We start from the raw sequence: 20,199 nt of genomic DNA on the forward strand, positions 1-20,199 counted from the left end.
CCGCAGAGCGGCGCGGGAGCCACCACCCCGCCCGCCGCAGGCGGAACCGCGTCCCCCAGGCCGCAGTTCGGCTCACCGGGTTTCGACACGCTCGCTGGCGCTCGCTGCTCAACCAGCGGGAGCACCAGCGGGGCGGGTCAGGGCTTGCAGACGCGGCAGGTGGTGAGCTCGGCGGTCCGCCCCTGCGCCTCGGCCTCGCCGAGCGGGTGCAGGTCGCTGCGGTGGGCGACGAGCGCGCAGTCGCGGCGGTGGATGGTGGTGCCCTCGCCGGCGGTGACCGGCAGCGCGGAGGTGTCGACGCCCTGGTCGTTGACCGCCGCGGAGCGCGAGGTCACGTCGGCGAGCACCAGCAGCGTGTCGGCCAGCCGCTTGGAGGACTCCCGGCCGTCGTCGGCGATCCGCGCGAGCCAGGCCCCGAAGTAGAGGAACCCGCCGACGAAGGTCAGGCCGAGGCCGAGCAGGCCGCCGGAGACCAGGTAGGAGAGCTGGTCGTACTGGTAGGGCGTGTTCGCGGCGCCGTACCACCCCAGCACGATCACGACCAGGCCGAGCGGGAGCAGGATCGCCCCGGCCCAGAAGAGCACGACCTGGAGCAGCTGGTAGTTGTTGTTCTTCATCGGCGCAGCGCCGGTGGCGCTGCCGCTGCGGCCGGCGCGCGGGAGGGCGGTGCCGGAGCCCATCCGGGCGCCGGAGGCGGGCGTGGGCATCGTGGTCATCGGGTGCCTTTCGGTGGTGCCGGGCGGGTCAGGCCTTGCGGAGGTCGGGGAGGCCGCTGTCGAGGCCGTGGGGGCAGGCGGCGCCGGCCCCGAGGGCGAGCGCGCCGATCTTGCGGAGGTAGCTGCCCGCGACCGCGGCCAGCGCGATGCCGCCGAAGAGCAGGGCTCCGGGGACGGAGTTCAGCGGCGGGAGGCCGGCGCCCGCGGGCGCCGCGTCGACCAGGTCGCCGTCGGCGGGAGCGGGCTCGCCGCCGCCGGCGTCGCCGCCGCCGAGGTCACCGGGCGCGGCCGGCGCGCCGCTGGTGCCGCCGCCGGTCGAGCCGCCGGCGGTGCCGCCCGAGCCGCCGCCGCTGGTGTCGCCACCCTCACCCTCGGTGTCGGTGTCGGGGACCTCGGGCTCGGGGACGTCGAGCTTGGGCGCGCGCTTGGTCTCGCTGCCGGCGACGCCGAGGTGCAGCACGATCCGCGGGGAGAGCTGGGTGAGCGCGCCGAGCAGGCTCTTGACGATCGCCGCCTCCTCGGGGAACGGGAGCGGCGCGAGGATCTCCCCGAGCGGGATCTGGGACAGGAGCGGCTTGAGGATCGCGAGGTCGACCTGGATGCGCAGCGCCTCGACCTGTGCGCTCGCGGCCTTGCCGCCGCTCTTGAGCTGCGGCTGGGGCAGGGCGATCGAGACGCCGAGCTGCTCGAGGGCCTTGGCCGGGTCGTCGGGGAGCCCGGGGATCGGGCCGCCCTGGCCGACCGCCTCGTAGCCGTCGGGGCCCACGGAGAACTCCTGGCCGACGATCGACACGGTGCCGTACCGGGCCTTGCCGGAGGCCTTCTCCTTCGACCCGTCGCTGCTGGTGACCGCCTTGGCGGTCACGCCCGAGAGGGTCACCAGGCCGCCGAGCAGGCGGACCTCGCCGAGCGCCGAGCGGGTCGTCGTGGTGACGGCGCCCTTCTCGACCAACGTGTGGCTGGTGGAGACCATGCCGCCGACGTCGATGAGCGCGTTGAGCGCGGAGGGGATCTGGCAGGCAGCCTCCTCCGCAGCCGCGGCCTCGGCCTCCTTGGCAGCGGTCTGGCCGGTGATCGCGGCGCCGAAGTCGCTGAGCGGGTTCGCCGTACCCCCGGTCAGCCCGCCGAGGCCGCTGGTCAGGCCGTCGAGCAGCCCGCCCAGGCCGCCCGCAGGCAGGCCCGGAAGGCCCGGAAGGCCCGGCAGCCCGGGAAGACCACCCCCGCCGCTGGCACCGTCGGGCTCCTCGACGTCGCAGTCGGTGGAGAAGCCGGCGGCGGCCCGGACGTCGCCCTCGGCCGCGCTGGTCCGCGACACCGCGCCGGGGAACGGCTCCTGCGCCTCGGACTCGGGGCCGCCGGGGTAGGCGGAGTTCACCTGGACCGGGTAGCCCTGCTCGGCGATCGGGTTGGCGATCTCCGGCGGGAGGCCGAGGTTCTCGATGACGGTCTTGAGGCCCTCGCCGATGGAGTCGCCGGGCCAGAGGTACGCCGCGCGGCCCTTGCCGCCGCTGCTGTCGGCGCTGACCCGGCTGTAGCCGAGGTTGAGCTCGAACTGCGGGGTCGCCGGGATCGGGATGACCGGCTCGAAGATCTCCAGCTTGATCGGCGTCGCCGTCCCCTCGGCGCTGTAGCCGTAGTCGAGGCTGTCCTTCGCGGCGGGCTGGGCGGCCGCCGGGGCGGCCGTCGCGCTGAACGGGAGCACCGCGGCGACGAGGCCGCCGGCGAGCAGGGGCAGAACGGTCCGCTTCACGCGGCACCTCCGAGGATGACGTCGGACATGGTCTCGAGGACCTCGGCGGGTTCGCCCGAGGCCACGATGCGGCCGCCGGACATGACGGCCGCGTAGTCGGAGACCCGCAGCGCGGTGCGGGCGAACTGCTCGATGCACAAGATGGAGACACCGGACGCCGCGATCTGCGCGACGGTGTCGTAGAGCTCGTCGACGATGAGGGGCGCGAGCCCCATCGAGAGCTCGTCGAGCAGCAGCAGCGCCGGGTCGGAGGCGAGCGCCCGCGACATGGCCAGCATCTGCTGCTCCCCGCCGGACATGGTGCCCGCGAGCTGGCGGCGCCGCTCGGAGAGCCGCGGGAAGTAGGAGTAGGCCGTCTCGAGCACCGCGTCGGCCGAGACCCCGGCGTACGACATCAGGCGGAGGTTCTCCTCGACGGTGAGGTTCGGGAAGACCGAGCGGCCCTCGGGCACCGTGCACAACCCGATCCGGGCCAGCTCCTCCGAGCCCGCGCCGCGGACGTTCACGCCGCCGAGGTGGATGTCGCCCGAGGTGGCCTTCTTCTGCCCCGAGATCACCTTGACCAGCGTGGACTTGCCGGCGCCGTTGGGGCCGAGCAGCGCCATCACCGCCCCCTTGGGGACGGCCAGGTCGACGCCGCGCAGCACCTCGATCCGGCCGTACGCCGCGTGGAGGTCGACGACCTCGAGGATGGGGATGCTCATCGCAGCGGCTCCTGGCGCTCGGCGGGCCCGGCCGGGGCGGCGGGGATGACGGGGATGACGGTGGTGACGTCGGCGGCGACGCCCACCGGCTGCAGGTCGGTGCGGGTCTCCTCGACCGCACCCGCGGCCGAGGAGACGAGCTCGGAGGCGGGCACCTCGTCGGAGTAGCCGAGGTAGGCCCGCTGGACCGCGGGGTCGCGGCGGATGTCGGCCGGGGTGCCGGAGGCGATGACCGAGCCGAAGTCGAGGACGTGGATGGTGTCGCACACGCCCATCACCAGGTCCATGTCGTGCTCGACCATGAGGATGCCCCGGCCCTCGGCGGCCAGGTCGCGCAGCAGGTCGCCGAAGTCGTCGGTCTCGGACTCGTCGAGACCCGAGGACGGCTCGTCGAGCAGCAGCAGCTTCGGGTCGCCGGCCAGGCAGCGGGCGAGCTCGAGGAGCCGCGCGGTGCCGGTCGGGATGGAGTCGGCCCGCTCGTCGGCGTACTCGGCGATGCCGACCCGGTCCAGCAGCGCGTCGATGTCCTTGGCGCCGGGGCGCAGCAGCCCGGCCAGGCCGCGGTGGATGTCGTGGGCGACGCGGACGTTGTCGCGCACCGTCAGCGACCCGAACGCCTCCAGGCGCTGGAAGGTGCGGCCCATCCCCTTCTTCGAGCGGCGGTGGACCGGCGCTCCGGTGACGTTGCGGCCGCGGAAGCGGACCTTGCCCCGGGTCGGCTTCTGCAGGCCCGAGATCACGTTGAAGCAGGTCGTCTTGCCGGCGCCGTTGGGGCCGATCAGGCCGGTGACCTGGCCGGCCTCGGCGACGAAGGCGGCCTCGTTGACGGCTGTGACGCCGCCGAACTGGACGACCACGTGGTCGACCTCGAGGAGCGGCACGTGCGCCCCGCCGGCGGGCAGCTGGTCAGACATGGGCGGGCACCTTCCCGGTGCTGTCGGGGGTCTCGGGGATCTCGGGGGTCTCGGGGCTCCCCGGGGAGTCGGGCAGGACGTCGAGGCCGGCGTCCTCGGCCTCGGCGTCGCGGCGGCCGGGCAGCACGGGGAGCCGCTCGCGCAGCTGCGGCAGGAGCAGGGCCCAGATCCGCCGGCCGAGGCCGAAGAGCAGGTTGGACAGGCCGTTGGGGTCGCGGCCCAGCGCCACCGCGCCGAAGCCGAGGACCGCGAAGATCAGCCCGGCGATGGAGGGGTTGTTGGCCTGCATGACCGGCAGCAGCATCAGCCCGATGCCGCCGAGCGTGGCGCCGGTGACCGAGGTGACGCCGAAGACCACGGCCAGCAGCAGCAGCGGGAGGCTGTTGAAGAACTGGAAGTCGGCGGCTCCGATGGTGCCGCGCAGCCCGGCGAAGAGCGCCCCGGCCAGGCCCGCCATGCCGGCGGAGAGGCCGAAGAGGCCGACGCGGAACCACCGCATGTCCAGCCCGAGGGTCCCGCAGGCGGCCGGGCTGTCGCGCATCGCGATGAGCACCCGGCCCAGCGCGCCGCGCCGCAGGAGCAGCAGCGCGATCCCCATGAGCACCAGGAACAGCGTCATCACCAGGACGTAGCCGCCGGTGGACTCGATCGCGTTGCCGAGGATCGAGAGCCGGCTGGCCTGGAGGGTGCCGTTGAACCCGAAGGCGAACTCCGCCTGGAAGATCATCTTGTCCATCAGCACGCCGAAGGCGAGCGTGGAGAGGGCGAGGTAGAGCCCGGTCAGCCGCAGCACCGGGAGCGCCACCAGCGCGCCGACGCCCGCGGCGATCGCGGCGGCGAGGAAGAGCCCGGCGAGGTTCGGCTGCTCGAGCTTGGCGTAGGCCAGCGCACCGACGCCGGCGAAGGTCAACTGGGCCAGCGAGACGTGCCCGCCGTAGCCGGTGAGCAGCACCAGGCTCAGCATGACCATGGCGTACGTCGCCGCGGTCCCCACCAGCAGCAGGTTGGCCGTCGACATCCCGCCGCCGACCAGCAGCGCGACGAGGACGAGCAGCGCGCCGCCCCAGGCGAAGGACTTCGTGATCGAGGGCAGCGGCGCGGACACGATGCCCTTGACCTGGCCGATGCGCAGCTGGGCCTGCGGCATCGAGACGATCACGACGAAGAGGAACAGCGCCGGCACGACCGCGCGCGTCCCCGCCAGGAAGCCGTCGCTGGGCAGGTAGGCCACCGCGAAGGACTGCAGGATGCCCAGCCCCATCGCCCCCACGAAGGTCAGCGGCAGCGACTTGAGCCGGCCGAGCATCGCGGCGGCGTAGGCGTTGATCACCAGCAGGGTCAGGTCGTAGTAGGACAGCCCGATCACGCTGGAGAGCAGGATGCCGCCGAGCGCGGCGAGGCTGGTGCCGATCGCCCACGACAGCGCGGCGACGGTGTCGGGCTTGCCGCCGAAGAGCCGCAGCAGCTCGGGGTTGTCGACCGAGGCGCGCATCGCGGTGCCGATGCGGGTGCGGTTGAGCAGCACGTAGAGCGCCAGCGCGACGCCGATCGAGATGATGATCGTGATGATCTGGTGGGCGGTGATGTAGGTGTCGCCGAGCTGGACGCCGGAGGAGGCCATGAACGGCGGGACGGTGCGCGGCTCGGGCGGCCAGACCTGCTGGGCCAGGCCGATGAGCCCGACGAAGAGGCCGACGGTCACGACCAGCGCGACCGCGACCGGCCCCTCGCCGAGGCCCTTGGTCACGAACCGCTGGATCCCCCAGCCGATGGCCGGCGCGATGACGCCCAGCACGAGGAAGAGGGAGAGGAACAGGTTGAGCCCCTGGCGCTGGGAGAAGTCCCAGAACACGAAGGCCAGCACCATGCCGAACGCGCCGTGGGCGATGTTGAAGACCCGCGTCGTGGTGTAGGTCAGCACCAGGCCGGAGGCGGCGATGGCGTACGCCGCCCCGGTGAACAGCCCCAGGATGGTGAAGGAGAACAGGGAACTCATCGGTCAGCCTCCCAGGCCGGTGTTCGTCATCGAGCCGCAGAGGTACTCGCCCGGCGAGACCTTCTTCCACGTCCCGTTGCGGAGCTGGATGATCGAGGCGCAGTCGGCGGTGGTCTCCGCGCCGACCTGCTGCGGGACGTGGATGCCGTTCCCGGTCCAGTCCTCGACGCGGGCCATCCGCTGGACCAGCGCGTCGCGGGTCAGCCGGCCGCCCAGCGCGATCGCCTGCTCGACGAAGAGCCGCGCCGCGGACCAGGCGAAGACGCCGTAGGTGTTGGGCTGGGCGCCGGGGTCGACCTGCTGCAGCCAGGAGCGGTAGAGCTTCATCTCCGCGACCGAGTAGTCGTCGAAGAGCGGCGTCTGGGAGTAGACGTAGGTGCCCTCGCCGTCCGCGCCGGCCTCGTCGACGTACCGCTGGTCCTGGACGGTGGCGTCCTGGAGGAAGATCTCCGGCTCGAAGCCCTGCTGCTTCATGGCCTGCTGGAGCCGGACGGTGAACTGGTAGGGGCCGGTGTAGTTGACCAGCCGGGCGCCGGCGTCCTTGGCCTGCTGGACGTAGGGCGCGTAGTTGAACTCCGCGGTGTCGATGGCCTCGAAGACCTTCACGTCCCAGCCGTTCTTCTCCCACGCGGCGCGGAAGCTCGCGGCGTTCGCGGGGGCGGCGCCGGCGTTGACGTAGAACATCGCGACGGACTTCACGGCCTCGGGCGCCTTCTTGGCCCAGTACTGCGGCATCGCGTTCGGCACGAGGTCGGGCTGCACGGCGTACGCCGCGAAGCAGGTCGTGCAGGCGGTGCGGTCGCCGTTGACGGAGTAGGACCGGATGTCGGGCAGGCCGCACTCCTCGGCCGTCCTCGCCCCGCCGGAGTCGAAGGCCGACATCGACCCGACCGCGGCGAAGGCCTGCTCGCACGCCCGGGCGTAGGCCTGCTGGTCGGCGCCGGCGTCGGAGCGGCTGTCGAGGTCGAGCACCTTCAGCGAGCGCCCGCAGATGTCGCCGGTGGCGTTGACGTACGCCGCGTAGGCCCGGGTCGCCTGCTGGGCGGACTCGAAGATGCCCGGCACCGGGCCGGAGATGTCCGAGACGTTCGCGACGGTGATCGTGTCGTCGGTGATGCCGACCTGGTTCTCGAACCCGTCGCACGACCCGGCCTTCACCCCGCCGTCGGCGGCGTTCTCCCCCTCGCCCTGGGCGCCGGCGCCCGGGGCCTCCCCGCCGCCTCCGGCGCCCGGCGCGGCGCCGGGGGCGGTGCCGGTGCCCGTTCCGCCCGCGGAGGTCGAGCCGGGACCACCGTCGGAGCCGCCCGCGCCGGCGGAGGCCGGGCCGGTGCCGGAGCCGGGGGTCGCGCCGTCGAGGCCCCCGTCGGTGCCCGGGGCCACGCCCGCCACGCCGCTGCCGCTGCTCCCCGCGATGGTGGCGGGGGCCACCCGCGAGCCGCAGGCGGCCAGCGACGCGGCGGCGACCACGACGAGCAGCACCACGCCCCGGCGCGCCCGTGAGGCGCGGGAGCGGGTGCACAGCGAGGTGGTCATGGAGTCCTCCGCGAGGTGGGACGGGTACCGGTAGAACGAGGGACGGGGGGCAGGGTGACGCCGGTCACAGCCTGCGGATCTCCTTGCACCCACCATCGGGATCGCGTGCCTCGTCGCCGTCGCTCGTCGCAGCCAGGTCAGGCCGTGGTGAGCCCGGCGCACGTGTACTTCGCGCCACCCGTGGGAGCCCAGGTCGACCCCTCGAGCTTGAGGAAGCGCCAGCAGTCACCGGTACGCCGCGGCCCGGGGTACTGCGGCGCGTGCATGCCGTTGGCGGTCCACTCCGAGACCTTGCCGAGGTCGGCGACCAGCGCCTGGCGGCTCAGCTTCCCGCCCAGGGTCACCGCCCGCTCGACGAAGAGCCGGGCGGCCGACCAGGAGAAGACGCCGAAGAACGTCGGCTCGGCTCCGGGGCGGACCTGGTTGAGCCAGCTGACGTAGGTCTGCATCTCCTTGTTGCTGCTGGCCTCGGCGAAGGGCACGAAGTTCAGGAACACCGTCGTGCCGTCGACCGCGGAGCCGCCGCTCTCGACGTACTCGGAGTTGTAGGCCGAGGGGTCGATCATGAACACGTCGGGCTTGAAGCCCTGCTGCTGCATGGCGTCCGCGAGCCGCACGAACTGCGCGGGCTGGGCGATCATCTGGACGTACTTCACGCCCTTGTCCTTCATCTGCTGGACGTAGGGGGCGTAGTTGAACTCGGCGATGTCGATGCCCTGGACCATCGCGAACTTCATCCCGCGCTTGCCCATCGCGGCGGCCTGGATCTTGCCGTTCTCCGAGGCGGCGCCGGCGTTGATGTAGAGCATCGCGGCGTTGGCGGCGGCGTCGGGGAAGTTCTTCTTCACGTAGTCCGGGACGGCGTTCTGGAACTGGTTGGCCACCGTCGACTGGGCGCCGAAGCAGCTCTTGCAGGACGCCCGGTCGCCGGTGACCGCCGCGGAGCGGATGTCGGGCAGGCCGCAGCCGTCGGCCGCCGCAGCGCCGCCGGAGTCGAAGGCCGACATCGAGCCGATCATCGCGAAGACGTTCTCGCAGGCATCGGAGTAGGCCTGCTGGTCGGCGGCGGCGTCGGTGCGGCTGTCGTAGGCCTTGAGCGCGAGCTTGCGGCCGCAGATGTCGGTGGAGGCGTTGAAGTAGGCGACGTAGGCCTTCACCGCGTCCTGGCTGGACTCGAAGATGCCCGGCACCGGGCCGGAGATGTCGGAGGAGTTGCCGATGGTGATGGTGTCGTCGGTGATCCCGACCTGGTTCTTGAACCCGTCGCAGGAGCCGGCCTTGGTGCCGCCGTCGGCGGCGTTCTCGCCGCCGGGCTGGGTCGCCCCGCCACCGCCGCCACCGCCGGCCGCGCCCGCGCCGCCGTCGGCGCCGCCCGCGCTCCCACCGGTCGTGCCGCCGGTGCTGCCGCCGGTCGAGGTCCCGCCCGCGCCGAGGTCGCCGCCCGCCGCGCCGGCGCCGGGCACCTCACCGCCCGTGGCCACGCTGCCGTCGGCGCCGACCACGGTCCCGCCGGCCCCCACCACCTGGTTCGGGTCGAGCTGCGAGCCGCACGCGGCGAGGCTGATCGTGAGCGCGCCGGCCAGGACGCCGAGGGCGGCCGATCCGGCTCGACGGCGGGCGCGGTGACGGCGAAGGCTGGGCAAGGGTCCTCCCGGAACTAGAACAGGTACTAGTTCCTAACGAGGCCTCCCCGGAAAGGTGACGGCGCCCACACGTTTGTCTCGACCGGGCTCAGGGTGCGCCGTTCAGCGCAGCAGGTCGCGCCCGATGACCATCCGCTGGATCTGGTTGGTGCCCTCGAAGATCTGGGTGATCTTGGCGTCGCGGAAGAGCCGCTCGACGGGGTAGTCGCGGGTGTAGCCGTTGCCGCCGAGCACCTGCACCGCGTCGGTGGCCACGCGCATCGCGGCGTCGCTGGCGGTGAGCTTGGCGATGCTGGCCTGGCGGGAGAACGGGCGACCGGCGTCCTTGAGCCGCGCCGCGTGCAGGTACGTCGCCCGCGCCCGTTCCACCTCGGCGCCCATGTCGGCGAGGAGGAACTGCAGCCCCTGGAACTCCCCGATCGCCCGGCCGAACTGCCGGCGCTCGCGGGCGTAGGCGACCGCGTGGTCGAGCGCGGCCTGGGCGATGCCGGTGGCGACCGCGGCGATACCGAGCCGGCCGGCGTCGAGGGCGGAGAGCGCGACCTTCATCCCGGCGCCCTCCGCGCCGATCCGGTTGGCGGCGGGGATCCGAGCGCCGTCGAGGATCACCTGGGTGGTGACGTCGCAGTGCAGGCCGAGCTTCTTCTCCGGAGCGCCGAAGGAGACACCCGGGGTGTCGCCGGGCAGCACGAACGCCGAGAGGCCGCGCTTGGGGTCCTCGCCGGTGCGGGCGAAGAGGATGTAGTAGTCGGCGTGGGAGCCGTTGCTGATCCACTGCTTGGTGCCGGTGACGACGTACTCCCCGTCCTCGGGGGAGCCCTCCAGCACCGCCTTGGTGGCGATGCCGCTGACGTCGGAGCCGGCCTGGGGCTCCGACAGCGCGTACGCGCCGAGCCAGTCGCCGGAGAGCATCTGCGGCAGCCAGGTGGCCCGCTGCTCGGCGGTGGCGTTCGCGGCGACGACCGTCGCGGTCAGGGAGTGCACCGACGCGCCGACCCCGACGCTGGGCCAGGCGGTCGCGATCTCCTCGATCACCTGGAGGTAGATCTCGTAGGGCTGGTCGCCGCCGCCGACGTCCTCGGGGAACGGCAGGCTCAGCAGCCCGGCGCGCCCCAGCAGGGCGTAGGCCTCGGCGGGGAACTCCGCGCGCTCCTCCATCTCCGCGACCTGGGGCGCGAGCTTCTCGGTCGCGATGGAGCGGGCGAGGTCGAGCAGCGCCTCGGCGTCCTCACCCGGCAGGAGCCTGTCCACGTTCGTCGGCATGCGGGCCAGCCTAGGGCGGGCACGCTCGACCCCCGCTGGTTGAGCAGCGAGCGCCAGCGAGCGTGCCGAAGCCCCGTGAGCCGAACGCGACCTCGGCGTGGGGCACACGACCCGGGAGGGGAGGGCGGGCGGCCGGCGCACGTGCGCGACTACTCCTGAGCGCTCCCCCGGGCGCTCCCCCGGGCGGGGGCCGCCTCGACGCGGCCCTCGTCGCCGTAGGTCAGCTCGGCGTAGTCGCGGACGACGAAGACGCCGTTGGTCTGGAGGTCGATCTCCTGCAGCCCGACCGGGCGCCCGTCGCGGTAGGTGATCAGCGTGACCGAGGCGGTGCGCCGGATCTTCGAGCCGATCGCGATGGCGTACGCCGCCCCGCCGGTCGTGCCGGTGGTGAACCGGTAGCCGATCTCACCGTTCTCGCCGACCACCTGCTCGGGCCCGCTGGCGACGTGGGTGTGGCCGCCGACGACGAGGTCGGCGCAGCCGCGGTCGAGGACCTCGCGACCGAGGTTGGCGTCGTGGACGAGCACCGTGGCGACCCGGTCGTCGGCGTCGCACACGACGTCGGCGAGCCGCTCGCCGACCTCGGCGAAGGACAGGCCGCTCTCGTCGCGCCAGGCGCCGAGGCCGCTGGAGCGCGGGTCGTCGAGGCCCATCAGCGGGGCGTCGCCGGGGCCCTCGACGACGTCGCCCTCCGAGCTGTCGACCATCCGCCAGCCGCGGTCGGCGAGGTAGTCGCGGACGAAGGTGCCGTTGTCGTGGTTGCCCGCGACGCCGAACCGGTCGAGGTCCTCGAAGGCGGCGGTGACCGAGTCGAGGGAGAATGCCTCCCACGGCTTGCCGGTGGAGGTGTCGTCCCCGGCGTCGAAGACCGCTGTCGCGCCGCCGGCGTCGCCGATCGCCCGCGCCACGGCGTCCATGCCGATGTTGTCGTGGCGGTCGGAGACCAGCAGCACGACGGTCTCGTCCTCCGCGGGCCGGCGCAGGTCGAGCTCGGCGGCGTCCTCCGCCGCGGCGGCGTACCACTCCTTGCTCTGGGTGTAGGTGCCGACCGCGCTCTCGATGAGCCGCTTGGTCTGGCTGGTGGTCACGTCGCCGCGCACCTCGAGCCCGGCGACCTCGTCGGGCAGCGGGACGGCGGCGCCCAGCCACTCCCCCAGCGGCACCCACTCGCGGGCGGCGTCGACCGGTCGGTCGTCGTCCTGCCAGGGCTCGAGGAGCACCACCACGAGCCCGCCGACGAGGACCACGGCGACCGCGCCGCGCCAGGAGCGGGCGCTGTGCAGCAGGGCGCGGCGCCGCTCCCGCCCGACGGCGGCCCACAGCACGAGCGGGACCAGGGCCAGCACGGCGCCGCGGACGGCGGCGTCGCGGGCCATCGAGCCGACCGCGCCGGTGACCCGGGCCCGCGGCCCCTCGGGCTGGCTGCCGATGTAGGCGTAGCGCTGGACGAGCTCGTCGAGGGTCGTGGCCTCGGTCTTGCCGAGCTGGACGTCCACCCCGATCGGCGAGCCCGCGTCGAGCCGCAGGTCGGGCAGCACCGGCCCGGTCCGGACGACCACCGTGCCGTCGAGGGTCGGGCGCACCTCGGCGTCGTGGCTGGCCAGCGAGATCGAGCGGCTCTCACCGAGGAAGAAGGCGAGGCCGATCGCCACGGCGAGGACGGCCCACACCACCACCGCGACGGTGGTGGTGAGGACGCGACGACGTCCGGGCAGCCGGGGCATCCTCAGGCGCGGGCCTGGGCGATCGCGTAGAGGGTCACCGAGGCCGCGACGCCGGCGTTGAGCGACTCCAGGGTGTTGGCCATCGGGATCGACACGATCTGGTCGCAGGTCTCCGCGACCAGCCGGGACAGCCCGCCGCCCTCGGCGCCGACCACGACGACCAGCGGGCCGTCGGCGAGGTCGAGGTCGGGCAGCGAGACGTCGCCGTCGGCGGCCAGGCCGATCACCATGCAGCCGGCGTCCTGGTAGGCCTTGAGCTGGCGGACCAGGTTGACGGTCTGCGCGACCGGGATCCGGGCGGCCGCGCCCGCGCTGGTCTTCCACGCCGCGGCGGTCATGCTGGCCGCGCGCCGCTCGGGGATGACCACGCCGTGGGCGCCGAAGCCGGCGGCCGAGCGCACGATCGCGCCGAGGTTGCGCGGGTCGGTGATCTGGTCGAGCACCACGATGAGCGGCTTCTCGCCGGCCTCGGCCGCGCGGTCGAGCAGGTCCTCGGGGTGGGCGTACTGGTAGGCGGGGATCTTGGCGACCAGGCCCTGGTGGACCGCGCCGCTGGTGATCCGGTCGAGCTCGCCGCGGGGCACCTCGAGCAGGCCGATGCCCTTCTCCGAGGCCAGCCGGAACGCCTCGCGCAGCCGGCCGTCGCGCTCGGCGCCCTCGGCGACGTGGACGGCCGTCACCGGCACGCCCTCGCGCAGCGCCTCGACGACCGCGTTGCGCCCGGCGATCCACTCGACGTCGCTGGTCTTCTTGCGCGTGCGGACGGGGGCGCGGCGCTCGCTGCGCTGCGCCTCCTTGTAGGCCTTGTGGTAGGGCCGGTCCTTCGCCTTGGGCGTCGGACCCTTGCCCTCGAGGCCGCGCTTGACGCGGCCGCCCGACCCGATCGTGGCGCCCTTGCCGCTCTTGCGGATCGCGCCCTTGCGCTGGCTGTTCCCTGGCATCAGACGGTGCTCCCTGCGTTCAGCGACCATCGCGGGCCGTCGGGGGTGTCCTCGACCTCGATGCCGGCGGCCTTGATCCGGTCGCGGATCGCGTCGGCGGCGGCGAAGTCCTTCTCCGCGCGGGCCTGGGCCCGCTGGTCGAGGAGGCCGCGGACGAGGACGTCCACGGCGGTGGTCAGTGCGTCGGCCTTCTCCGAGCCGCCCGAGGCGCTGCTCCAGGCGGGGTCGGCGGGGTCCAGGCCCAGCACGTCGAGCATGGCGCGCACGGCGCCGGCCTGCTCGCGCGCGCCCGCCGCGTCGCCGGCCTGCAGCAGGCGGTTGCCCTCGCGGACGGCGTCGTAGAGGACGGCCACGGCCGCCGGCGTACCCAGGTCGTCGTCCATGGCGTCGGCGAAGGCCTGCGGCAGCGCGCCCTTCTCGACCTCGGCGGCGCCGCCGACGCGGTCGAGGAAGCCCTCGATGCGGCCGAACCCGGCCGCGGACTCCTCGAGCGCCTCGAAGCTGAACTCCACGTGGGAGCGGTAGTGCGCGGCGACGAGGTAGAAGCGCAGCTCGATGCCGCGGAAGCGCTGGAGCACCGAGGGGATGGTGAGGCTGTTGCCGAGCGACTTGGACATCTTCTCGCCGGCGGTGGTGATCCAGGCGTTGTGCATCCAGTACGACGCGAACGGGTGACCCGCGGCGCGCGACTGGGCCTGCTCGTTCTCGTGGTGGGGGAAGCGCAGGTCGACGCCGCCGCCGTGGATGTCGAAGGCGCTGCCGAGGTACTTGCCGGCCATCGCCGAGCACTCGATGTGCCAGCCGGGCCGGCCGCGGCCCCAGGGGCTGGGCCAGGACGCGGTGAGCGGCTCGGACTCCTTGTGGCCCTTCCACAGCGCGAAGTCGCGCGGGTCGCGCTTGCCGCGCGGGTCGGCGTCCTCGGCGGCCTCCATGTCCTCGATGCGCTGGGAGGTCAGCTCGCCGTACGCCGGCCAGGACCGGACGTCGAAGTAGACGTCGCCGGAGCCGTCCGCGGCGGCGTAGGCGTGGCCCCGCTCGATGAGCGCCTCGATCAGCTCGACCATCTCGGGCACGTGGCCGGTGGCGGCGGGCTCGTAGGTCGGCGGGGCGACGTTGAGGGCGGCGTACGCCGCGTCGAGCTCGCGCTTCATGATCGCGGCGTGGGCGTACCACGGGCGGCCGAGCGCCTCGGCCTTGCCGAGGATCTTGTCATCGATGTCGGTGACGTTGCGGATGAACGTGACGTCGTAGCCGCTGTGCCGCAGCCACCGCTGGAGGACGTCGAAGTTGACCCCCGAGCGGACGTGGCCGACGTGCGGCTCGGACTGGACCGTGAGACCGCAGACGTAGACACTCGCCCGCCCCTCCACGAGGGGGACGAAGTCGCGCACCTCGCGCGTCGCGGTGTCGTAGAGCCTCAGGGTCACCCCGCCAGTCTAGGGACGGTGCCGGGCGCGACCCGCATCCCCGGCTACGTGCCCGCACCCCCGCCCGATCCTGTGACTGGTGGGACGGATGTGACCTACCGTGGGGGTCATGCGGCGGCTCCTCCCCCTTCTTTCCCTCGTGCTCACCGGCTCGTTCCTCGCGGCGGTCCCGGCCCCGGCCTCCGCCGCCCCGGCGCGGCCGATCGCCTACACCCAGTGGGACACCCCGGCCGAGCTGCGCAGCGGCCGGCTCGTCGACACCCGGGTCACCCGCGGGACGATCGTGCAGACCAAGGCGCCCTCCGGCCGCCGGAAGGTCGACGGCACCGCCTACGAGCTCGGCCACTGGCTCTCCCCGTGGACCAAGCCCGGGTTCGCGCTCACCGAGCTGATCGGCTCCTGGTCGGCGACGACCACCGGCGACAGCTGGATCGAGGTGTCGGTGCGCGGCCGCGCCGCCGGCGGCGGGCAGTCGAGCTGGGACGTGCTGGGCCGGTGGACCTCCGGTGACACGTTCACCCGCCGCACCAGCGTCGGCGGCCAGGGCGACGACCTCGCCGACGTCAACGTCGACACCTGGAAGGCCCCGCGGGGCATGGCGTCCTACCAGCTGCGCGTCTCCCTCGCCCGCCGCGCCGGCACCAAGGCCAAGGCCGTCGTCGACACCGTCGGCGCGGTCGCCTCGCGGCTGCCGTCGGGCCCGGTCACCACCTCCAAGCCCGGCGTCGCACGCGGCATCGTGCTCGACGTGCCGCGCTACAGCCAGATGATCCACCAGGGCCACTCCCCCCAGTGGGGCGGCGGCGGCCAGGCGTGGTGCTCGCCGACGTCGACCTCGATGGTGCTCGGCTACTACGGCGCGCTGCCGAAGGCGGCCGACCACGCCTGGGTCGGCGCGGGCCACCAGGACCCCTGGGTCGACCACGCCGCGCGGATGACCTACGACGCGGCGTACCGCGGCACCGGCAACTGGCCCTTCAACACCGCGTACGCCGCCCCGCTGGCCGGCCACGCGTTCGTCACCCGGCTGCGCTCGCTCCGCGAGGCCGAGCGACTGATCAAGGCCGGGATCCCGGTCGTCGCGTCGGTCTCCTTCGGCCGCGGCCAGCTCTCCGGGGCGCCGATCTCCGCGACCAACGGCCACCTGCTGGTGATCGTCGGGTTCACCCAGTCCGGCGACGTCGTCGTCAACGACCCCGCCGCCTCCTCGAGCGCCGGCGTGCGCCGCACCTACGACCGTGCGCAGTTCGAGTCGGTGTGGCTGCCCACCTCCGGCGGCCTGGCCTACGTCATCCACGACGACGCCCACCCGCTGCCGTCCTCGAACGGCACCTGGTAGCCCGGCGGCTCGTTCTCGGGGCGGCTCGCTCCCGAGGCGGTTGTTTCCCCTAGGTATGCAGGCGAACCGTCACTCCCCAGGGTGAGCTCACCGAGGGGAGTGACGCTTCATCAAGGTATGCAGCCGAACCGTCCGTCGGTTCGCCTCGATCCCGCCGCTCCCGCCGACGACCAGTGCGCACCCGGGCCGGCCGGCGAAGTCCCCGGAGAAGTCACCAGCGGGGCCACCCGCAACCTCGCTCACGCCTCGACCGCCCGGAACGACCGCTCGTGCCAGCCGGTCGCGCCATCGGGGACGACGTCGGCCTCGACGCCGGTCTGCACGGCGCCGTCCTTGTCGGTCATCCGCACCCGGACGACGTGGTCGCCCTCGGCCACGTCGGCCTGGGCGACCCACTGCACCCAGGTGTCGTCGGTGCCGGGGTCGGCGACCTCGGCGGGCAGCCACGGCCCGCCGTCGACGGCGACCTCGACCTCCGCGACGCCGGTCGTCTGCGCCCAGGCGACCCCGCCGAACCGCACGGTCCCGGCCGGGACCTCGGCGTCCTGGCGGGGCACGTCGATCCGGGAGGCCATCTTGATCGGGCCGCGCTCGCCCCACCCCTTGGTGGTCCAGTACGCCTCGAAGTCCTCGAACCGGGTGACCTCGAGCTCCCGGACCCACTTGGTCGCCGAGACGTAGCCGTAGAGCCCGGGCACGACCGTGCGCACGGGGAAGCCGTGCTCGACCGGCAGCGGGCGGCCGTTCATCGCCACCGCCAGCATCGCGCCGCGGTCGTCGGTGAGCGCCTCGAGCGGCGTGCCGCAGGTCCAGCCGTCGTCGGAGGTCTGCTTGACCGCGTCGGCCCCCTCCTGCACGCCGGCCTCGGCGAGCAGGTCGGCGATGCGGACGCCGCTCCACCAGGCGTTGCCGACCAGGCCCCCGCCGACCTCGTTGGAGACGCAGGTCAGGGTGACCCAGGACTGGGTGATCTCACGGGCGACAAGCTGGGCGTAGGTGATCTCCAGCGGCCGGTCGACCATCCCGGTGATCCGCAGCGTCCAGTCGGCCGGCTCGATCGCGGGCACCACGAGCGCGGTGTGGATCAGGTAGAAGTCGTCGTTGGGGGTGCGCCACGGGGAGATGCCCTCCAGGTCGACCCGGGCCCCCGGCGGCACCTGGCCCTCGGTGACCCCGTCGAGCTTGAGCAGGCGGCGGCTCTTCTCCACCGCGCGCCGGCCCACGCCGACCGAGCGCCCGAAGACCGCGACCGCCGCCCCCAGCGCGGTCAGCAGGCCCGCGCGCAGCACGAACCCGCGCCGGGTGTGCCGGTGCAGGGAGTCCAGGTCGCCGCCCTCGCCGGCCGGTCGCTCGGCGGCCTCGGCCGCGACGAGCTCGGCGCGGCGCAACGGCTCGGCGAGGACGATCAGCGCGACCACCCAGGTGCCGAGGCCGACGCCGACCGGCAGCAGGTCGACCGGCCCGGCGCCGCGCTGGGCGAGCACCGCGACGGCCCCGATGGCGGCGAGCACGGCGTACACGACCACCGGCCGCCACCACGAGCGGCGGGCCAGCCGGCCGGTCCAGGTGAAGACGGCGACCAGGCCCGCGATGACGCCGAGGATCAGCAGCGGCTTGTCGAGGGGGCCGAAGAGCCGGATCGCCTTCTCGATCACCCCGCCGGGCACCAGCCGGATGATCTGCTCGGCCACCGCGACGACCGGGGAGTCGCGGATGGTCATCACCATCGCGACGCAGTACGACGTCGCCAGACCCGCCGCGCCAGCCACGAGACCGGCGAGCGACCACGCACCGCGAGACGTCCGCACGGGGTGATTCTTGCTCAGGCATGATCGCCGCGTGCCACCGAACCTCGCAGCCCGGATCCGCGTCGGCACGGGCACCGACGTCCACCGCCTCGTCGACGGGGTGCCGATGCACCTGGCGGGGCTGGCCTGGCCCGACGAGCCGCAGGGGCTCGAGGGCCACTCCGACGCCGACGTCGCCGCCCACGCCGCGTGCGACGCCCTGCTCTCCGCGGCGGGCCTGGGCGACCTGGGCACGAACTTCGGCACCGCCGAGCCGGAGTGGGCCGGCGCGTCCGGCGCGGCCCTCCTCGGCGAGACGGCCCGGCGGGTGCGCGCCGCGGGCTGGGAGATCGGCAACGTGGCGGTCCAGGTGATCGGCAACCGGCCCCGGCTCGGCCCGCGCCGCGCCGAGGCCGAGGCGGCGCTGAGCGCCGCCGCGGGCGGCCCGGTCACCGTGTCGGCGACCACCACCGACGGCCTGGGGCTCACCGGCCGCGGCGAGGGCGTGGCCGCGATCGCGACGGCGCTGATCCTGGGAGCGGACGCATGAGGCACACGCTGACCACTCACGACGGGCTGACCCTCCACGTCACGACCCACGGGCGCGCGGACGCCGCGGTCACCGTGCTGCTGGCCCACTGCTGGACCGCCGACGAGGAGGTCTGGCACTACCAGGTGCGCGACCTGCTCGACCAATACGGCGCCGACCTGCGCGTCGTCACCTGGGACGCCCGCGGGCACGGCCGCTCCGAGAAGGCGCCGCTCGAGGCGTGCACCATCGAGAACCTCGCCCGCGACCTCGGCGCCGTCGTCGACGCCCACGCCGCGAACGGCCCGCTCGTGCTGGCCGGGCACTCCATCGGCGGCATGACGCTCATGGCGCTGCCCGAGATCCGCCCCGACCTGGTGCACCGCATCCGCGGCCTGCTGTTCGTCTCGACCTCCTCCGGCGAGTTGGGCAGCGTCACGCTCGGCCTGCCGGACGTCGGCTCGGCCCGCAAGCTCATCCCGCACGTCCTGGCGCTCCGCGCGCGGCTGCTCACCCGGCGCGAGCGGCGGCGCACCCCCTCCATCGAGCGGTACGTCGTCAACCGGCTGCTCTTCGGGGAGCCGCTGCGGCTGCGCGACGCGGGGCTGGCCACCGACCAGCTGATCTGCTGCCCGCCGGCCACGATGGAGGGCTTCTACCGCGACCTGATGGCCCACGAGCGGCTCGCCGGCCTGGCGGCGTACGACGACGTGCCGGCGGTCGTCCTGGTCGGCAGCGCCGACCGGCTCACCCCGCCGCCGCACGCCCGACGGTTGGCCGGCGGCATCCGCGGGGCGCGGCTGCTGGTGGCGCCGGGGGCCGGCCACTACCTGCCGCTGGAGCGGTCCGACCTGGTCAGCGAGCACCTCGTGGCGCTCGTCGAGGGCGCCCGCGCGGAGCGCTCAGGCGGCCACCGACTGCTGGAGGGCGCGGAAGCGGCGGCCCACCAGGTCGGCCACGAAGCGATGGGGACCGATCGGCTCGGCTAGCACCGAAGCCCCGGCCGCGGCGACCCGGTCGCGCAGCTCCTCGGCCTCGGCACCCGGGCCGAGCGCGTAGGTCGAGACGACCGCCCCGCGGCCGACCACGTCCTCCAGTCGCGGGCCGAGGCCGTCGGTCGTCGCCAGCACCACCGGCCCGGTCCAGGTGTCGGCCAGCAGCGCGGCGGCCCGGACCAGCCGCTCCTGGACGACCGGGTCGTCGGTGCCGGCGGCGGCCATCACGACCGGTCGGCCGGGGCGGACGCCGGCGGCGATCAGCCGGGAGGCCTGCGCCGCGGCGAGCAGCGGGTGGGGGCCGAGCGGCGGCCCGAGACCCGCGGCGTCGCTCAGCAGCAGCGGGACGACCACGGCCGACCCGGGCACCCGCTCCAGCACCGCCGGCAGGTCGGCCGCCGCGGTCGCGACCGCCGGGGCACCGAGCCGGATGCCCGCGCGCCGGGTCACCTCCCGGACCACGGGGCAGGAGGTCTCGGCCACGGTCACCAGCGTCCTCACGCCGCCACCGCCTTGCGCTGCCCCACGTGCACCATGCCGTCGACGACCTTGACGTCGTAGGCCGGCACCGCCGCGGCGGGGTCGTCGAGGCACCTCCCGGTGCGCAGGTCGAAGGCGTGGCCGTGCGCCGGCGACCCCACGAACGGGACGTCGCCGCGGCAACCCACGATCCCCTTGGCGATCACCGAGGCCTTCGCGAACGGGTCGTGGTTGCCCAGGGCGAAGACCCGGTCGTCGGCGAGCCGGAAGATCGCGATGGCCTGCCCGTGCACGAGCGCGGTCGCGGCCCGGTCGACCTCGAGCTCGGCGAGGGCGCAGACCGGCTGCCACTCGTCGTGCGCGGGTCGCGGGGTCACGGTCGCAACGTAGGTGCGCCATGTTCGCGCCCGGTTTCGTCGTGCAACAGCCATGTAAATCGTGCCGCGCACCGGTGCCCC

At 74.0% G+C, this 20,199-nt stretch carries 17 protein-coding genes; 3 read left to right on the forward strand and 14 right to left on the reverse strand.

From position 1 onward, the window contains the following. Positions 1-137 precede the first annotated feature (137 nt). The 11 genes from HPC71_RS18010 to cysS form a co-directional block, all read right to left on the reverse strand. The gene (locus tag HPC71_RS18010; protein ID WP_154615370.1) at positions 138-716 is read right to left on the reverse strand and encodes a hypothetical protein; all 579 of its coding nucleotides are present in this window, start codon (positions 714-716) and stop codon (positions 138-140) included. 28 nt (positions 717-744) lie between these two features. Further along, positions 745-2,466 (reverse strand): choice-of-anchor P family protein, encoded by a 1,722-nt coding sequence (locus HPC71_RS18015; protein WP_154615368.1) that lies wholly within the window; start codon positions 2,464-2,466, stop codon positions 745-747. Next, on the reverse strand, positions 2,463-3,170 hold the full coding sequence (locus HPC71_RS18020) for an ABC transporter ATP-binding protein (RefSeq protein WP_154615366.1): 708 nt from the start codon (positions 3,168-3,170) through the stop codon (positions 2,463-2,465). The genes HPC71_RS18015 and HPC71_RS18020 overlap by 4 nt, the downstream gene beginning before the upstream one ends. Further along, positions 3,167-4,084, reverse strand: a complete 918-nt coding sequence (locus tag HPC71_RS18025) for an ABC transporter ATP-binding protein (protein WP_154615364.1) — start codon at positions 4,082-4,084, stop codon at positions 3,167-3,169. The genes HPC71_RS18020 and HPC71_RS18025 overlap by 4 nt, the downstream gene beginning before the upstream one ends. Continuing rightward, positions 4,077-6,080 carry a branched-chain amino acid ABC transporter permease gene (locus HPC71_RS18030; RefSeq protein WP_154615362.1) on the reverse strand — a complete coding sequence of 668 codons (2,004 nt, stop codon included), beginning with the start codon at positions 6,078-6,080 and terminating at the stop codon, positions 4,077-4,079. The genes HPC71_RS18025 and HPC71_RS18030 overlap by 8 nt, the downstream gene beginning before the upstream one ends. Positions 6,081-6,083: 3 nt before the next feature. Then, positions 6,084-7,613 (reverse strand): ABC transporter substrate-binding protein, encoded by a 1,530-nt coding sequence (locus HPC71_RS18035; RefSeq protein WP_154615360.1) that lies wholly within the window; start codon positions 7,611-7,613, stop codon positions 6,084-6,086. A 137-nt stretch (positions 7,614-7,750) separates the two neighbouring features. Then, complete coding sequence (locus HPC71_RS18040; protein ID WP_154615358.1) at positions 7,751-9,256, reverse strand: ABC transporter substrate-binding protein; 1,506 nt, start codon at positions 9,254-9,256, stop codon at positions 7,751-7,753. A gap of 102 nt (positions 9,257-9,358) precedes the next feature. Further along, positions 9,359-10,519: an acyl-CoA dehydrogenase family protein gene (locus HPC71_RS18045; protein WP_154615356.1), complete on the reverse strand. Its 1,161-nt coding sequence runs from the start codon at positions 10,517-10,519 to the stop codon at positions 9,359-9,361. A 149-nt stretch (positions 10,520-10,668) separates the two neighbouring features. Next, positions 10,669-12,243, reverse strand: a complete 1,575-nt coding sequence (locus tag HPC71_RS18050) for a metallophosphoesterase (protein ID WP_195849527.1) — start codon at positions 12,241-12,243, stop codon at positions 10,669-10,671. A gap of 2 nt (positions 12,244-12,245) precedes the next feature. Next, positions 12,246-13,184, reverse strand: a complete 939-nt coding sequence (gene rlmB, locus HPC71_RS18055; RefSeq protein WP_154615354.1) for a 23S rRNA (guanosine(2251)-2'-O)-methyltransferase RlmB — start codon at positions 13,182-13,184, stop codon at positions 12,246-12,248. Then, entirely contained in the window at positions 13,184-14,611 is a 1,428-nt protein-coding gene (gene cysS / locus HPC71_RS18060) for a cysteine--tRNA ligase (RefSeq protein WP_171897012.1), read from the reverse strand. Before cysS ends, rlmB begins: the two co-directional genes overlap by 1 nt. Before the next feature lie 109 nt (positions 14,612-14,720). Between cysS and HPC71_RS18065 the strand changes: the two genes are divergently transcribed. Then, positions 14,721-15,950, forward strand: a complete 1,230-nt coding sequence (locus tag HPC71_RS18065; protein WP_154615352.1) for a C39 family peptidase — start codon at positions 14,721-14,723, stop codon at positions 15,948-15,950. A gap of 239 nt (positions 15,951-16,189) precedes the next feature. Here HPC71_RS18065 and HPC71_RS18070 read toward each other — a convergent pair whose 3' ends face one another. Continuing rightward, on the reverse strand, positions 16,190-17,758 hold the full coding sequence (locus HPC71_RS18070) for a molybdopterin-dependent oxidoreductase (RefSeq protein WP_253943775.1): 1,569 nt from the start codon (positions 17,756-17,758) through the stop codon (positions 16,190-16,192). Positions 17,759-17,789: 31 nt separating this feature from the next. Between HPC71_RS18070 and ispF the strand changes: the two genes are divergently transcribed. Together ispF and HPC71_RS18080 are read left to right on the forward strand one after the other, a co-directional pair. Then, the gene (gene ispF, locus HPC71_RS18075; RefSeq protein ID WP_284438244.1) at positions 17,790-18,287 is read left to right on the forward strand and encodes a 2-C-methyl-D-erythritol 2,4-cyclodiphosphate synthase; all 498 of its coding nucleotides are present in this window, start codon (positions 17,790-17,792) and stop codon (positions 18,285-18,287) included. Further along, positions 18,284-19,255: an alpha/beta fold hydrolase gene (locus HPC71_RS18080; RefSeq protein WP_154615348.1), complete on the forward strand. Its 972-nt coding sequence runs from the start codon at positions 18,284-18,286 to the stop codon at positions 19,253-19,255. Before ispF ends, HPC71_RS18080 begins: the two co-directional genes overlap by 4 nt. Here HPC71_RS18080 and HPC71_RS18085 read toward each other — a convergent pair. Together HPC71_RS18085 and nirD are read right to left on the reverse strand one after the other, a co-directional pair. Beyond that, complete coding sequence (locus HPC71_RS18085) at positions 19,169-19,762, reverse strand: sirohydrochlorin chelatase (RefSeq protein WP_154615346.1); 594 nt, start codon at positions 19,760-19,762, stop codon at positions 19,169-19,171. The genes HPC71_RS18080 and HPC71_RS18085 overlap by 87 nt on opposite strands. After that, entirely contained in the window at positions 19,759-20,118 is a 360-nt protein-coding gene (gene nirD, locus HPC71_RS18090) for a nitrite reductase small subunit NirD (RefSeq protein ID WP_253943776.1), read from the reverse strand. The genes HPC71_RS18085 and nirD overlap by 4 nt, the downstream gene beginning before the upstream one ends. Between the last annotated feature and the right edge of the window lie 81 nt (positions 20,119-20,199).

Origin of the sequence: Nocardioides marmotae, from assembly GCF_013177455.1 — a bacterium.
GTDB classification, from domain to species: domain Bacteria; phylum Actinomycetota; class Actinomycetes; order Propionibacteriales; family Nocardioidaceae; genus Nocardioides; species Nocardioides marmotae.

Excerpts from the sequence above, each read along its gene's own strand:
- HPC71_RS18010 (WP_154615370.1), bottom strand. The coding sequence starts at position 716 with ATGACCACGATGCCCACGCCCGCCTCCGGCGCCCGGATGGGCTCCGGC.
- HPC71_RS18020 (WP_154615366.1), bottom strand. The coding sequence starts at position 3,170 with ATGAGCATCCCCATCCTCGAGGTCGTCGACCTCCACGCGGCGTACGGC.
- HPC71_RS18025 (WP_154615364.1), bottom strand. The coding sequence starts at position 4,084 with ATGTCTGACCAGCTGCCCGCCGGCGGGGCGCACGTGCCGCTCCTCGAG.
- HPC71_RS18030 (WP_154615362.1), bottom strand. The coding sequence starts at position 6,080 with ATGAGTTCCCTGTTCTCCTTCACCATCCTGGGGCTGTTCACCGGGGCG.
- HPC71_RS18035 (WP_154615360.1), bottom strand. The coding sequence starts at position 7,613 with ATGACCACCTCGCTGTGCACCCGCTCCCGCGCCTCACGGGCGCGCCGG.
- HPC71_RS18045 (WP_154615356.1), bottom strand. The coding sequence starts at position 10,519 with ATGCCGACGAACGTGGACAGGCTCCTGCCGGGTGAGGACGCCGAGGCG.
- HPC71_RS18050 (WP_195849527.1), bottom strand. The coding sequence starts at position 12,243 with ATGCCCCGGCTGCCCGGACGTCGTCGCGTCCTCACCACCACCGTCGCG.
- rlmB (WP_154615354.1), bottom strand. The coding sequence starts at position 13,184 with ATGCCAGGGAACAGCCAGCGCAAGGGCGCGATCCGCAAGAGCGGCAAG.
- HPC71_RS18065 (WP_154615352.1), top strand. The coding sequence starts at position 14,721 with ATGCGGCGGCTCCTCCCCCTTCTTTCCCTCGTGCTCACCGGCTCGTTC.
- HPC71_RS18080 (WP_154615348.1), top strand. The coding sequence starts at position 18,284 with ATGAGGCACACGCTGACCACTCACGACGGGCTGACCCTCCACGTCACG.